Genomic DNA, 13,636 nt, shown 5'->3' on the forward strand with positions numbered 1-13,636 from the left:
CCGGTCTTTTGCGGACCGGCTCGGTTTTTTTATCCGGCAATCTGATGAGGTCGCCATGAACAGCGAAGAACAAACCCTGATCGATGGACTGTTTTCACGGCTGCAACAGGCCGAAAAGGATTCAGCCCCGCGCGACGCCCAGGCCGAGGCGCGGATCAAGGAGCACTTGGCCAACCAGCCTGCGGCGGGCTATTTCATGGCCCAGGCGATCCTGGTGCAGGAGGCGGCGATCAAGCGCCTCGATGAGCAGAACAAGCAGCTCGCCCAGCAGGTCGAGCAATTGCAGGCCGAGTTGCAGCAGGCCCGTAGCCAGACTGCGGCACCCAGCGGCGGTGGTGGTTTTCTCTCAAGTATTTTCGGCGGCAGCAGCCGCGATTCGCGTCCGGCCAGCGTGCCGGCCTCCAGCGGTAGTGGCTGGCGCGAACCGGCACGGCCTGCTTTCAATTCGCCGGCCCAGCAAGGCTTTGGCGCGGCGCCGGGCAACTATGGCGCGCCGCAACAGCAAGCTCCAGCGGCGGGCAGTTTCCTGGGCGGCGCGCTGAAAACCGCAGCGGGCGTGGCCGGCGGTGTGATGCTGGCCCAAGGCATCAGCAGCCTGTTCCACAGCAATCAACCCCAGGAGATCGTCGAGATTCTCAGGGAAGAACCGGCACAGCCCGTCAACGACAGCGCCAATAGCGGCGACGCTGGCTGGGGCGATGACCAGCGGGTGGCCGACAGCGGTAGCGTCGACAACGCCCCGGGCGGCTTCAGCGACGCGGACTACAGCGACGATTCGTCCTTCTTCGGCGACGACGATTCCTTCGTCTGACCCGCCATTCGTCCGGGGCGCCCTGGCGCCTCGGGCCGATTATTCGCGGAACGTTCCTCGAGGCTGGCATACTGGGCAACTTTTCGGGCCGGGTGGCCTGCGCGTGTGTGCATTCATGAGGAAACGCGGTGAAAAAAATCGCAGTGTTCGCCGATGTCCAAAACCTCTACTACACCGTGCGCCAAGCCTACGGCTGTCATTTCAACTATGCGGCGTTGTGGGCTGATGTCAGCAAGCAGGGGCAGATTGTCGAAGCCTATGCCTATGCGATCGATCGCGGCGACAGCAAGCAGCAGCAATTCCAGCAGATCCTGCGCAACCTGGGTTTCATCGTGAAGCTAAAGCCCTACATCCAGCGCAGTGACGGCTCGGCCAAGGGCGACTGGGACGTGGGTATCACCCTCGACATCATGGACGCCGCCGACCACGTCGATGAAGTGGTGCTGGCCTCCGGCGATGGCGATTTCGACATGCTGCTCGAGCGCATCATCAGCAAGCACGGCGTGCAAGCGGTGGCCTACGGCGTGCCGGGGTTGACCGCCAACTCGCTGATCCGCGCCGCCAGCCGCTACGTGCCCATCGAAGGCGCATTGCTGCTCAAGAACTGATCCTCAAGGAGCCCCACAGGTTTGGAACGCATCGCAGTCATCGACTTTGAAACCACCGGCATCACCCCGAGCAGCAGCTGCCGGGCCACGGAAATTGCCGTGGTCATGCTGGAGCAGGGGCGGATCGTCGACCGCTATCAGAGCCTGATGAATGCCGGCGTCCGCGTCCCGGCGTTTATCGAGCAACTGACCGGCATCAGCAATGCCATGCTGCGTAGCGCACCGTCGGCCGAGCGGGTGATGAACGAGGTCAACGAGTTCGTCGGCACCACGCCGTTGCTGGCCCATAACGCCGCTTTCGACCAGAAGTTCTGGGACTTCGAACTCGGGCGGATAAAACGTACCCGTCTGCAGAATTTCGCCTGTTCATTGTTGCTGGCCCGGCGCTTGATGCCGGCGGCACCCAACCACAAGCTCGGCACGCTCAATGTCTTCGCCGGTTTGCCCCACACCGGCCAGGCTCACCGGGCCATGGCCGACGCCGAAATGGCCGCCAACCTCACCGCGCACCTGGCTTTGGAACTGCGACACAAGCATGGGTTGCGGGCGTTGTCCCATGATCTGCTATGCAGTCTGCAGAAAGTGCCAGCGGCGAAGATCAACGAGCATCTCAAGCGCCATCGCGGGTTCTGAACACACCTCATCACCCTTGATCGTCGATCATTCCCACGCTCCGCGTGGGAATTCCTCATAGGACGCTCTGCGTCCGGTTTTTTAGGGACGCAGAGCGTGGGGACGATCAACATCTCCGGGTCTTGAAAAGTGTATGGCTCGGATAAACAGGTTTTGTAGCTTATTTTCTGCCTGTCGCCTTTCTAGAATGAACGGTTCTCATCGTCCTGACTTCGAGTTGAACATGCCTGTCCCACGTCGTTTTCCGTTGCCGTTGATCGCTGCCTTCTTCGCCTTGTACGTCATCTGGGGTTCGACTTACCTGGTGATTCGCATCGGCGTCGAGCATTGGCCGCCCTTGCTGCTGGCCGGGATTCGTTTCGTGATCGCCGGGTCGCTGATGTACGGATTCCTGCGTTGGCGTGGGGCGCCGGCACCGACCTGGGTGCAATGGAAAGCCGGGGCACTCATTGGCGTGCTGCTGCTGACGTTCGGCAACGGTGCGGTGAGTGTCGCCGAGCACATGGGCGTGGCGTCTGGGGTGGCGGCGTTGGCCGTGGCGACGGTGCCTTTGTTTACCTTGCTCTGCGGCTATTTCTGGGGCGCACGTAATACCCGTCTGGAATGGGCAGGGATTGTGTTGGGATTGATCGGCATCGCCATGCTCAACCTGGGTTCCAACTTGCAATCGAGCCCGTTGGGGGCGGCTTTGCTGGTCTTCGCGGCGGCTTCCTGGGCCTTTGGCTCGGTATTGAGCAGACACTTGCCGTTACCGGCCGGGGCGATGGCCAGTGCCGTGGAAATGCTGGTCGCCGGCGTGGTGCTGTTGATCGCCAGCTTCGCCAGCGGCGAGCACCTGGATCACATGCCGCCGCTGGAAGGCTGGTTCGCGCTGGTCTATCTGATCGGTTTCGGCTCGATCATCGCCTTCAACGCCTACATGTACCTGCTCAAGCACGTGCGTCCGGCAGCGGCCACCAGCTATGCCTACGTCAACCCGGCGGTGGCGGTGTTGCTGGGGATCGTCTTCGCCGGAGAAACCATCGGCGTCGAGGAGGCCTTGGCGATGCTGGTGATCATCAGCGCCGTGGTGTTGATCGGCTTGCCGCAGTGGCGCAAGCCCAAGCCTGCACCGGCCGAATCCTGATTTAGGGTAAACTGCCGCGCATTGCACACCTTGCGCTGATTTTTCCTACGGTATCTCCATGACTTTCGCCACCCTTGGCCTGATCGAACCCCTGCTGCGCGCCCTCGAGACGCTCGGCTACCAGACGCCGACGCCGGTCCAGGCCGAAGCCATGCCGGCGGTGCTCGCTGGTCGCGACCTGATGGCCGCGGCCCAGACCGGCACCGGCAAGACCGCCGGTTTCGCCGTGCCGCTGTTGCAGCTGTTGGCCACCGAAGGGCCAAAGGTCACGGCCAATTCAGTACGGGCGCTGATCCTGGTGCCGACCCGCGAGCTGGCCGAGCAGGTTCATGAAAGCGTGCGCCAGTATGCGCAGAACCTGCCGCTGAGCACCTACGCCGTGTACGGTGGCGTCAGCATCAACCCACAGATGATGAAGTTGCGCAAAGGTGTCGACCTGCTGGTTGCCACGCCAGGGCGCTTGCTCGATCTGTTCCGTCAGAACGCACTGAAGTTCAACCAGTTGCAGACCCTGGTGCTGGACGAAGCCGACCGCATGCTCGACCTGGGTTTCTCCGAAGAGTTGGCAAACATCTACAAGGCACTGCCGAAGAAGCGCCAGACGCTGCTGTTCTCGGCGACGTTTTCCGACGCGATCCGCCTGCTGGCCGGGCAGATGCTCAACGACCCGCTGAGCATCGAAGTGAGCCCGCGCAACGTGGCGGCAAACACGGTCAAGCAGTGGGTGGTGACGGTCGACAAGAAACGCAAGCCGGAACTGTTCGTCCACCTGATGCGCAAGCACAAGTGGAAGCAAGTACTGGTGTTCGCCAAGACCCGCAACGGCGTCGATGCGTTGGTGGAAAAACTCCAGGGGCTGGGCGTCAACGCCGATGGCATCCATGGCGACAAACCCCAGGCCACCCGCCAACGTGCGCTGGACCGCTTCAAGGCCAGCGAAGTGCAAATCCTGGTGGCGACCGACGTTGCTGCACGCGGGCTGGATATCGAGGATTTGCCGCTGGTGGTGAACTTCGATTTGCCAATCGTTGCCGAGGACTACATCCACCGCATTGGTCGCACGGGACGGGCGGGCGCCACCGGGCAGGCGATTTCCCTGGTCTGCGCCGATGAAGTGAACCTGCTGTCAGCCATCGAAACCCTGACCCGTCAGACTTTGCCGCGGCAGATGGAACACGACTTCGAGCCTGAACACCGCGTGCCGGACACCGATGCCAGCGGCCAGGTTGTCAAGAAACCGAAAAAGCCGAAGAAACCGAAAACCCAAGGCAGCGGCGGCAAGCGCAACCTGGGCAAGTGGGTGGACAGTGGCGACGCGGGACCGGTCGAACCTTCGGTGAAGCCTGTGCGAAAAGTGCCGGTGTTCAATACTGGGCCACGCAAGCGTAAGCCCTGAAGATGATCGTTCCCGCGCTCCGCGTGGGAATGCAGCCCGGGACGCTCTGCGTCCCAAAAGCCGAACGCGGGAACGATCACTGCCTCAGGAATTCCACCATCCCCAATCCCGCCGCCCGGCCACTGGCAAAGCACGCTGTGAGCAAATAACCCCCGGTCGGCGCTTCCCAATCGAGCATTTCCCCCGCGCAGAAAACCCCGGGAAGTTGCCTGAGCATCAGCCGCTCATCCAAGGCTTCGAAGGTCACGCCTCCGGCGCTGCTGATGGCTTCGTCCAGCGGGCGGGTTTTCACCAGGGTAACGGGCAAGGCCTTGATCGCCTGGGCCAGCCGCGCCATGTCGGTGAAACAATCGGCCGACGTGAGTTCTCGCAACAACGCCGCTTTGACCCCATCGATCCCCAGCTGGCCGTGCAAGTGCTTGGCCATCGAGCGTGAGCCGCGCGGTTTGCCCAGCGCTTGAAGAATTTTGTCCACAGGCCTGCCAGGCAGCAGATCCAGATGAACAGTGGCCTGTCCATGCTGGTTGATAGCCTCCCGAATCCGCGCCGACAGTGCATAGATCAGACTGCCTTCCAGGCCGGTGGCGGTGATGACGCATTCGCCGAGGCGCGGCACGTCGTCGTTGAGACCAATGGCGATGTTCTTGAGCGGGGCGCCGGCGTATTTGCCGATCAGAAGATCGCTCCAGGCCGGCACGTCGAATCCGCGGTTGCTCGGCTGCAAGGCCGCCAGGGCAATACCGCGCTGTTCCAGCGGCAGCATCCAGGCACCGTCGGATCCCAGGCGTGACCAGCTGCCGCCGCCCAATGCCAGCAACGTTGCGTTGGGCCGCAGCGACTTTTCACCGTCTGGACTGGCGATACGCAGGCTGCCGTCGGTGTTCCAACCGAGCCAGCGATGGCGCGTGTGGATCGCCACGCCGGCATCGCGCAAGCGTTTGAGCCAGGCGCGCAAGAGCGGCGCGGCTTTCATGTCCGTAGGGAATACCCGCCCCGAGCTGCCGACAAAGGTCTCGATGCCGAGGCCGTGAATCCATGTGCACAACTCATCCGCTCCGAACGCCCTCAACAGCGGGGCGACGTTCGGCGCACGCTCGCCGTAGCGGGACAGGAACGCCGGGAACGCTTCCGAGTGGGTAATGTTCATCCCGCCGACACCGGCCAGCAAAAACTTCCTACCCACAGATGGCATGCCGTCGTACAGGTCGACCTGGATGCCGGCCTGGCTCAACACCTCGGCCGCCATCAGACCGGCGGGGCCACCGCCGATGATGGCGACGTTGGGAGAAGAAGCTTGGGCAGTCGAGGTCATGATTTGAACTTTGGGGCTGGAATAGGCGCAGCATTCTAGCAGCACCGGTTCTTCCGGGAGCATCGGAGCTTGGGTTGATCAAAAAACAACCAGTCCGGCGCGGACTAGAGGCAACACAGGCTGTAAGCCGTTTCGCTCAGGTTATCCACAGGCCATTCCACAGCCATTGTGGGTAAAGCGCAGGTTTCAGTGACAGCCTGATGACACCCAGACCTTTTGTGCGCTGTGGTGCAAGATCCCGTGACGGCGGGCCAAGGCTTTGCGGTCCTTGCTGTAGCCACCGCCGATCACGCCGACTACCGGGATGTCCCGCCCCAGGCAATGGCGCATCACGCTTTCATCGCGGGCAGCGAGGCCTTCGTCGGTCAACTTCAGGTAACCGAGGGCATCGTCCTTGTGAACGTCGACCCCGGCGTCATACAGCACCAGGTCCGGCTGGTAGAGCGGCAGCAGGTAGTTGAGGGCGTCATCGACGACGCGCAGGTACGCGTCGTCACCCATGCCCATCGGCAGGGGAATGTCCCAATCGCTATGCGCCTTGCGTGCAGGAAAATTCTTTTCGCAGTGCAAGGAAACTGTCACGGCGTCCGGGGTGTCATGGAGTATTCGAGCCGTACCGTCGCCCTGATGCACATCACAATCGAAAATCAGCACCCGCGAGACCCGGCCACTGGCCAGGAAGTAGCGGCTGATCACCGCCAGGTCGTTGAAGATGCAAAAGCCCGCCGGGTGGTCGTAGTGGGCGTGATGCGTACCGCCGGCCAGGTGACAGGCCAGCCCATGCTCAAGCGCTTGCTCGGCGGCCAGCAGTGAACCGCCGACGGCGCGCACCGTTCGCCGGGCCAAGGCTTCGCTCCAGGGCAGGCCAAGGCGCCGTTGGTCTTCGCGGGACAACTCGCCGCCCATATAGCGTTCGATATAAGCGCGATCGTGGGCCAGGGCGAGAATCTCCGGCGGGCACAGCGCCGGACGCAACAGGTCCGCGTCCCGGGTCAGGCCGCTGTCCACCAAGTGGTCGCGCAGCAGGCGAAACTTGTCCATGGGGAAACGGTGCTCCGGGGGAAATTCGGGGCTGTAGTCTTCGTGGTAGATCAGCGGCAGCGGCATGGTGTTTTCAGTGGCGATCGAGTGACGGATCCTACCAGCGATGTAAACTCTGGGCATGGAAAGGGAGTGAAGATGGAGCCGATACTGGAACTGGAAAGCGCACGGCTGATACTGCGACAGTGGAGCGACAATGATTTGCCGGCGTTTGCGGCGATGTCTGCCGATCCCCAAGTGATGCGTTATTTTCCGGCACCGTTGAGCCGCCTGGAAAGCGCCGCGCTGATCGGCCGGGTGCGCGGGCATTTCGCCGAGCACGGTTTTGGCTTGTGGGCGCTGGAGCGCAAGGACACCGGCGCCTTCATTGGCTTCACCGGGTTGGGCGTGGTCGGGTTCGACGCGCATTTCACCCCCGCGGTCGAGATCGGCTGGCGCCTGGCCCGGGAGCACTGGGGCCTGGGTTATGCCAGCGAGGCCGCGTGGACCGCGTTGCGCTGCGCGTTCGACCGCCTGGGGCTGGAGGAAGTCGTGGCGTTCACCGCTGTGGATAACTTGCCGTCGCAAAAAGTCATGCAGGCCATTGGCATGCTGCACGACCCGGCGGATGACTTCGAGCATCCAAAGCTCGCGGTCGGCCATCCATTGCGTCACCATGTGCTCTACCGAATCAACCGCGAGCAGTGGCTGCAGACCCTGCACGGTTAGCCGACACGGACGTCTACAATGCCCGCCACAATGGCCCGGGCCAATCATCGATCCGCCGCCGCAGCGCCGCCTGCGCGGTTTTGTGCTGTTGTGAGGAAAGTCTGAATGAGCCACGTGTTGGAAGATCTGGTCGACCTGCTGACCCTGGAACCGATCGAGGAGAACCTGTTTCGCGGTCGCAGCCAGGACTTGGGGTTCCGCCAGTTGTTCGGCGGCCAGGTGTTGGGCCAGTCGTTGTCGGCGGCGAGCCAGACCGTGGAAGAGGCGCGCCATGTGCACTCGATGCACGGTTACTTCCTGCGCCCGGGCGATGCGGCGTTGCCGGTGGTCTATCAAGTCGATCGCGTGCGTGACGGCGGCAGCTTCAGCACCCGTCGGGTCACGGCGATCCAGAAGGGCAACCCGATCTTCACCTGCAGCGCCTCGTTCCAGTACGACGAGCAAGGCTTTGAACATCAAAGCACCATGCCGCAAGTCGTCGGGCCGGAGAACTTGCCCTCGGAGCTTGAGCTGACCCAGCAGCGGGCGCACCTGTTGCCCGAGCACATGCGTGAAAAACTGCTGTGCCCCAAGCCGATCGAGGTGCGCCCGGTCACGGAAAAAGATCCTTACAACCCGCAGCCGGCCGATCCGGTCAAATACGTGTGGTTTCGTGCCGACGGCGCCCTGGCGGATTCGCCGGCGCTGCATAAATACCTGCTGGCCTACGCGTCGGATTTCGGCCTGTTGACCACCTCGATGCTGCCACACGGCAAATCGGTCTGGCAGAAAGACATGCAAGTCGCCAGCCTCGATCACGCGTTGTGGTTCCATGCCGACCTGCGCGCCGATGACTGGCTGCTCTACGCCATGGACAGCCCATGGGCCGGCAATTCCCGTGGATTCTCTCGGGGCAGCGTGTTCAATCGCGCCGGGCAATTGGTGGCTTCGGTGACCCAGGAAGGCTTGATCCGCCATCGCAAGGATTGGGCATGAGCCTGTCCGATGTGCGGCATTGGGTGTTCGACATGGACGGCACGCTGACCATCGCCGTGCATGATTTCGCCGCGATCCGCGTGGCCCTGGCGATCCCGGCCGAAGACGACATCCTCACGCATCTGGCGGCATTGCCGGCAGAGGAAGCGGCGGCCAAGCATGCCTGGCTGCTGGAACATGAGCGGGACCTGGCCCTGGGGTCCAAGCCAGCGCCCGGTGCGGTCGAGTTGGTGCGCGAGTTGGCCGGGCGTGGTTATCGCCTGGGCATCCTGACCCGCAACGCCCGCGAGCTGGCCCACGTCACCCTTGAGGCCATCGGCCTGGCGGATTGTTTTGCCGTGGAGGACGTGCTGGGTCGCGACGAAGCGCCGCCCAAGCCTCATCCCGGTGGCCTGTTGAAACTGGCCGAAGCCTGGAGCGTGGCGCCGGAGATGATGGTCATGGTCGGCGACTATCGTTTCGATCTGGACTGCGGCCGTGCGGCGGGTGCGCGGACGGTGCTGGTCAATCTGCCAGACAACCCGTGGCCCGAACTGACGGACTGGCATGCGCGCGATTGTGGGGAACTGCGACGGATGCTCGCTTGAAGGGCGGATCTTTCTCGCGGGCAGATTCGCGAGGGTTCACTGACCAAACAATGCCTTCAGCCCCTCGGGTGAATTGAACATTCCATTCCCATCGTGCCCGACGCCGGGCACTTCGACGAGCCGCTGGTTCAATCCTTGCGGATGACGCCGGCTCAGGTAGTCGAAAAAGAACTTGCCACGCAGCAGTCGATACGCACCCTGGGTTTGAGCTTCACAGCCTTTGTCCAGCGCCGGGTGTTGCGGGTCGATGTCCTGTTGCCCCAGCAGATAGACAATGTCGCGCTTGATGTAACGGTCTTCAACCTGGGCCGCCGTCTGGCCGCTCGCATAGGCCGGCAGGTTTTCCAGGCCATATTTCCAACGGTTGAAGGTCGGGCAACTGGCAGGGTCGAACGCCATCGGGCGCTGCGCATCGAGGTAGGCGTAGGACGATGGGTTGGCGACGACAAAGCGTGGCGCAATACGGGATGGGCCATGGGCGAGCAGGGCATAACGCTGCACCACTTGGGCGCCGCCGGAATGACCGGCGATGACGATGTCCTTCACTTCGGGGAACTGTTGCCGGTCGCTGACCCGCGCGACGATGTCGTCCAGCACCTGGAATGAGCTGACCGGATCCGGCCCCGTGGATTGGCCTCCCGCCATCCACTCATTGCCCTGCCAGCGCAGGATGTCGGCAGGCAATTGATGGCGCGCCACATCGTGTTCGTTGAGAAATTGCGGGGCGATGATCAAGGTCGTCGCCGATTGACCGGCCTGCGCGGCGGCTTTTTCAGCGCTGTGCAAGTAAGTGTCGGCATTGCGCAGCCGACCATGGAGGATGATCAGCACCCGTTGGATCGAAGAAGGCGGCGGGCTCACGGCGACGGCCATCGCGCCGCCCTTGAATTGCAGCCGTCCCTGGGCGATGGCGTTTACACCGTGTTCGTCTGCCTGTGCCACGCAGCACAGCATCAACCCGAGCAACGCCGCCCACCTCATTACAAGGTTTTCGCCGCGAACGTGTCGCATTGGCTCACCTGGCCTTGGGCGAAACCGGTCTTGAACCAGCGAACCCGTTGCGCCGAAGTACCGTGGGTGAAGGAGTCCGGCACTACGCGGCCCTGGCCTTGCTGCTGCAGCCGATCGTCGCCGATCGCGTTGGCGGCGTTCAGGGCCTCTTCGATGTCCCCTGGCTCAAGCCAGTTCAGGCGTTTTTGCGCGTGGTTGGCCCAGACGCCGGCCAGGCAGTCGGCCTGCAATTCCTGGCGCACCAGCAAGCCACCGTCGCCTTCCATTTGCCGGCCTTGTTGGCGGGCTTCCTGGATTTTTGCCGACACACCGAGCAGCGTCTGCACGTGGTGCCCTATTTCGTGGGCGATGACGTAGGCCTGGGCAAAATCGCCAGCGGCGGAGAAACGCTGGGACATTTCCTTGAAGAAACTCATGTCCAGGTAGACCTGCCGGTCTGCCGGGCAATAGAAAGGACCGGTCGCCGAGGACGCTTGGCCGCACGCCGAATTGACCCGACCACTGAACAACACCAGCTTCGGTTGCTGGTACTGGCGCCCCGCTTGCTGGAACACCTGGCCCCAGGTGTCTTCGGTATCGCCGAGGATGGAGCGCACGAACTCGGCCTGTTCATCGTTGGCCGGTGGCGCCTGGCGCGTTTGCGACGAGGCAGGGGCCGAGCCCTGGTCCATCTGCCCGGCGAGTTGCCCGAGGATTTGCATGGGGTCCTGGCCGGTGACCCAACCGATGCCGACAATCAGGATGATCGCCGTCAGGCTCAATCCCTTGCCGCCACCAAAGCGCATCCCGCCGCCGCCCCCACCGTCACCACGGGCGTCCACCACGTTGTCACTGCGGCGACCTTTTTTCCATAACATGTGGGAAATCCTCTGAATGAGCGTGCGAAGAGATGACCGCTTTGGCGCAGTCTAGTCTTTAGGGGCGCAAGGTGCGCGCCGTGCCTGAGCTGTCAGGCAACCGACGCGGACTTTGGTTCAGCACTGAGCCGAACCCTGCCTGGCTGCGGATTTTTCATTACACTTCGGATCCAGAACTATCGGAACCCTCGCTGGCCCAATAACTGCACCGCGCATCACGACCTTTACATCAAGCAAGGCAGGTTTCCCTATGACCATCAGCACTCCGCTCTCCGGCGTCAATCAGGCTTTCAAGGGCATCGTGCTTATTCTGGTCGCAACGTTCCTGTTTTCCAGTCATGACGCGTTGTCCAAATACCTCTCGGGCTTCTATCCGATCGTCATGGTGGTCTGGGCACGTTATGTCGTGCACACCTTGTTGATGGCGGGAATTTTCCTGCCGCGCTCGGGGCTGCGCGTGCTGCGTACCAAGCGCCCGTTGTGGCAGTTGGCGCGGGCGTTGTGCCTGTTGGGCACCAGTTTGTTCTTCACCACCGCGCTGATGTACATCCCGCTGGCAGAGGCAACGGCGGTCAACTTCCTCGCGCCCGTGCTGGTCACCGCGTTGTCGGTGCCCCTGCTTGGCGAGCACGTCACGCGGGGTCAATGGATTGCGGTGATCTTCGGGTTTATCGGGGTGCTGATCATCGTTCACCCCGGGGGTGATCTGTTCACGCCGGCGGTGTTGTTGCCGTTTTGTTCGGCGCTGTTTTTCTGCTTCTACCAGTTGCTGACGCGCAAGCTCAGCGAGATCGACAGCCCGACCACCAGCAACTTTTTCGCCGGCCTGTGCAATACATTGGTGATGAGCGCGCTGGTGCCGTTCTTCTGGCAAGTGCCGAGCCTGACGCACGGGGTGATGATGCTGGCGCTGGGTGCGTGCGGGATGACCGCGCACCTGATGCTGACCCAGGCGTTCCGCTTTGCCGCCCCGGCGCTGCTGGCGCCGTTCGGGTATTGCCAGATTGTCTTCGCCGGGCTGCTGGGCTGGTTGTTGTTCAGCCATACGCCGACCGTGACTACGATTGTCGGCATTGTGCTGATCTGTCTGAGTGGATTGGCCGCGGCGTGGCAGCAGCGGCGCAAGTAAATCCCCTCGCCACAAATGTGCTCGGCTGGGTTGCCCGGAGCTGGTCCCAGTATCAGTTTTCCAAGGTGGGAACCTTGCGCGGCGCCATGAAGTACATCCAGATCAGCGCGATGAAATACATGGCCGGAATCAGGGTGAACAGCACGGTGTAGTTGTTATTCGTGATCGTCAGGATGTGCCCCACCAACTGGGTCATGAACATCCCGCCGATGGCCGCGCACATGCCGCCGAAGCCGAACACCGTACTCATCATGTGCTTGGGCGTGTAATCCATGACCAGGCTCCAGATGTTCGCGGTCCAGGCCTGGTGCGCGCCGATTGCCAGGGAAATGGCAAACACCGCTACCCAGAGGCTGCTGGAGCCGGCGGCCATGATCACGCCGACGATGCAGCAGGCAAACAGCAGCATGGAGAGCAGCCGTGCCTTGATCGGATTGACCCCGCGGCCAATCAGGAACGAAGACAAAATCCCGCCGCCGACACTGCCGAAGTCGGCGGTGAGGTAAATGATGATCAGCGGGATGCCCATCTGGGTCACGTTGATGCCCAGGTTGTATTGCTGGTTCAAGAATGGCGGCAGCCAGTACAGGTAGAACCAGAACACCGGCGCGGTGATCGAGTAGGCCAGGGCGAATGCCCAGGTGCCGCGCATGCGCAGGATCCGGGAGAACGGCACGCGTGCCTGGTCCGGTTCATCCTGGGCCTGGATGTAGTCCAGTTCTGACTGTCTTACGCTCGGGTGGTCTTCCGGGTTGAAGTATTTCAGGCCCCAGAACAGCAACCAGATCCCGCCCAGCGCGGCCATGCACAGGAACGCGGCCTGCCAGCCCCACACGTGCAGGATCAGCGGCAACAGCATCGGCGTGAACATTGCGCCGACGTTGGTTCCGGCGTTGAAAATACCGGTGGCCACGGCGCGTTCGCCAGCCGGGAACCACAGCCGCGTGGTCTTCACGCAGGCCGGGTAGTTGGCGGCTTCGGTCAGGCCGAGGATGAAACGACAGACCATGAAGCCCACCGCAGAGGTGGCCAGGCCATGGGCGCCGGTCGCCAGGCTCCAGAGCAGCACGGCGCAGAAGAACACGCGCTTGACGCCAATCCGGTCGATCAGCCGACCCTGCAACACGAAGCCGACGGCATAGCCGACCTGGAACCAGAAATTGATGTTGGCGTAATCCATCGCCGTCCAACTCATCTCCTTGGCAAGAATGGGCTGCATCACGCCCAGTGCGGCGCGGTCGATGTAATTCAGGGTGGTGGCAAAAAACACCAGGGCGAGCATGCCCCAACGGGTCTTGCCCACCGCCATGGCGCCACGGATCTTGTCGCCGACGCTTTCGGTGGAGGCACCCAGGCCGGGGGCCAGGCGGGAACTTTGGGAAGGAATCATAGGTGCACCCGTTCTTGAAATTCTTATGGTGTGGTCTGGGTTTGCCATTGAG

Annotated in this window: 14 protein-coding genes; 9 read left to right on the plus strand and 5 right to left on the minus strand. The window is 62.4% G+C overall.

The window, feature by feature from the left end; all coding sequences use genetic code 11:
* Positions 1-55 precede the first annotated feature (55 nt).
* The 5 genes from HU762_RS16155 (at position 56) to HU762_RS16175 (ending at position 4,574) form a co-directional block, all read left to right on the plus strand.
* Positions 56-811, plus strand: coding sequence for a DUF2076 domain-containing protein (locus HU762_RS16155; RefSeq protein WP_186638691.1), 756 nt, complete (start codon positions 56-58; stop codon positions 809-811).
* Positions 812-939: 128 nt separating this feature from the next.
* Positions 940-1,419 (plus strand): NYN domain-containing protein, encoded by a 480-nt coding sequence (locus HU762_RS16160; protein ID WP_008012653.1) that lies wholly within the window; start codon positions 940-942, stop codon positions 1,417-1,419.
* 21 nt (positions 1,420-1,440) lie between these two features.
* Entirely contained in the window at positions 1,441-2,052 is a 612-nt protein-coding gene (locus HU762_RS16165) for a 3'-5' exonuclease (protein WP_186638694.1), read from the plus strand.
* 223 nt (positions 2,053-2,275) lie between these two features.
* Positions 2,276-3,178, plus strand: a complete 903-nt coding sequence (gene yedA / locus HU762_RS16170) for a drug/metabolite exporter YedA (protein ID WP_186638696.1) — start codon at positions 2,276-2,278, stop codon at positions 3,176-3,178.
* A 58-nt stretch (positions 3,179-3,236) separates the two neighbouring features.
* Positions 3,237-4,574, plus strand: a complete 1,338-nt coding sequence (locus HU762_RS16175) for a DEAD/DEAH box helicase (RefSeq protein ID WP_186638698.1) — start codon at positions 3,237-3,239, stop codon at positions 4,572-4,574.
* A 76-nt stretch (positions 4,575-4,650) separates the two neighbouring features.
* On the opposite strand, the gene HU762_RS16180 is transcribed toward HU762_RS16175, so the two are convergent.
* A complete protein-coding gene (locus tag HU762_RS16180) occupies positions 4,651-5,886 on the minus strand; it encodes a TIGR03862 family flavoprotein (RefSeq protein WP_186638700.1) in 1,236 nt (411 codons plus the stop codon).
* Between the two features lie 186 nt (positions 5,887-6,072).
* A complete protein-coding gene (locus tag HU762_RS16185; RefSeq protein WP_186638702.1) occupies positions 6,073-6,993 on the minus strand; it encodes a histone deacetylase in 921 nt (306 codons plus the stop codon).
* A 72-nt stretch (positions 6,994-7,065) separates the two neighbouring features.
* On the opposite strand from HU762_RS16185, the gene HU762_RS16190 reads away from it, so the two are divergent.
* The 3 genes from HU762_RS16190 to HU762_RS16200 all read left to right on the plus strand — a co-directional run bounded on the left by HU762_RS16190 (position 7,066) and on the right by HU762_RS16200 (position 9,197).
* Positions 7,066-7,635 (plus strand): GNAT family N-acetyltransferase, encoded by a 570-nt coding sequence (locus HU762_RS16190; RefSeq protein ID WP_186638704.1) that lies wholly within the window; start codon positions 7,066-7,068, stop codon positions 7,633-7,635.
* A 105-nt stretch (positions 7,636-7,740) separates the two neighbouring features.
* Entirely contained in the window at positions 7,741-8,610 is an 870-nt protein-coding gene (gene tesB / locus HU762_RS16195; protein WP_024780306.1) for an acyl-CoA thioesterase II, read from the plus strand.
* The gene (locus tag HU762_RS16200) at positions 8,607-9,197 is read left to right on the plus strand and encodes an HAD family hydrolase (RefSeq protein WP_186638706.1); all 591 of its coding nucleotides are present in this window, start codon (positions 8,607-8,609) and stop codon (positions 9,195-9,197) included. Before tesB ends, HU762_RS16200 begins: the two co-directional genes overlap by 4 nt.
* A gap of 36 nt (positions 9,198-9,233) precedes the next feature.
* Here the strand turns inward: HU762_RS16200 and HU762_RS16205 are convergent, their stop codons facing one another.
* Complete coding sequence (locus tag HU762_RS16205) at positions 9,234-10,178, minus strand: alpha/beta hydrolase (RefSeq protein WP_186638758.1); 945 nt, start codon at positions 10,176-10,178, stop codon at positions 9,234-9,236.
* Positions 10,178-11,065, minus strand: a complete 888-nt coding sequence (locus HU762_RS16210) for a neutral zinc metallopeptidase (protein ID WP_186638708.1) — start codon at positions 11,063-11,065, stop codon at positions 10,178-10,180. The genes HU762_RS16205 and HU762_RS16210 overlap by 1 nt, the downstream gene beginning before the upstream one ends.
* 250 nt (positions 11,066-11,315) lie before the next feature.
* Here HU762_RS16210 and HU762_RS16215 point away from each other — a divergent pair, with 250 nt between their 5' ends.
* Positions 11,316-12,194 carry a DMT family transporter gene (locus tag HU762_RS16215; RefSeq protein ID WP_186638710.1) on the plus strand — a complete coding sequence of 293 codons (879 nt, stop codon included), beginning with the start codon at positions 11,316-11,318 and terminating at the stop codon, positions 12,192-12,194.
* A 52-nt stretch (positions 12,195-12,246) separates the two neighbouring features.
* Here the strand turns inward: HU762_RS16215 and HU762_RS16220 are convergent, their stop codons facing one another.
* Positions 12,247-13,584, minus strand: a complete 1,338-nt coding sequence (locus HU762_RS16220) for an MFS transporter (protein ID WP_186638712.1) — start codon at positions 13,582-13,584, stop codon at positions 12,247-12,249.
* Between the last annotated feature and the right edge of the window lie 52 nt (positions 13,585-13,636).

The sequence above is a fragment of the Pseudomonas sp. SWRI92 genome (assembly GCF_014268685.1).
GTDB lineage: Bacteria > Pseudomonadota > Gammaproteobacteria > Pseudomonadales > Pseudomonadaceae > Aquipseudomonas > Aquipseudomonas marvdashtae.

Bases quoted from the DNA above. Each gene is read 5' to 3' on its own strand.
- HU762_RS16180 (WP_186638700.1), bottom strand. From the start codon at position 5,886: ATGACCTCGACTGCCCAAGCTTCTTCTCCCAACGTCGCCATCATCGGC.
- HU762_RS16200 (WP_186638706.1), top strand. From the start codon at position 8,607: ATGAGCCTGTCCGATGTGCGGCATTGGGTGTTCGACATGGACGGCACG.
- yedA (WP_186638696.1), top strand. From the start codon at position 2,276: ATGCCTGTCCCACGTCGTTTTCCGTTGCCGTTGATCGCTGCCTTCTTC.
- HU762_RS16220 (WP_186638712.1), bottom strand. From the start codon at position 13,584: ATGATTCCTTCCCAAAGTTCCCGCCTGGCCCCCGGCCTGGGTGCCTCC.
- HU762_RS16155 (WP_186638691.1), top strand. From the start codon at position 56: ATGAACAGCGAAGAACAAACCCTGATCGATGGACTGTTTTCACGGCTG.
- HU762_RS16215 (WP_186638710.1), top strand. From the start codon at position 11,316: ATGACCATCAGCACTCCGCTCTCCGGCGTCAATCAGGCTTTCAAGGGC.
- HU762_RS16185 (WP_186638702.1), bottom strand. From the start codon at position 6,993: ATGCCGCTGCCGCTGATCTACCACGAAGACTACAGCCCCGAATTTCCC.
- HU762_RS16205 (WP_186638758.1), bottom strand. From the start codon at position 10,178: ATGAGGTGGGCGGCGTTGCTCGGGTTGATGCTGTGCTGCGTGGCACAG.
- HU762_RS16190 (WP_186638704.1), top strand. From the start codon at position 7,066: ATGGAGCCGATACTGGAACTGGAAAGCGCACGGCTGATACTGCGACAG.
- HU762_RS16210 (WP_186638708.1), bottom strand. From the start codon at position 11,065: ATGTTATGGAAAAAAGGTCGCCGCAGTGACAACGTGGTGGACGCCCGT.
- tesB (WP_024780306.1), top strand. From the start codon at position 7,741: ATGAGCCACGTGTTGGAAGATCTGGTCGACCTGCTGACCCTGGAACCG.
- HU762_RS16175 (WP_186638698.1), top strand. From the start codon at position 3,237: ATGACTTTCGCCACCCTTGGCCTGATCGAACCCCTGCTGCGCGCCCTC.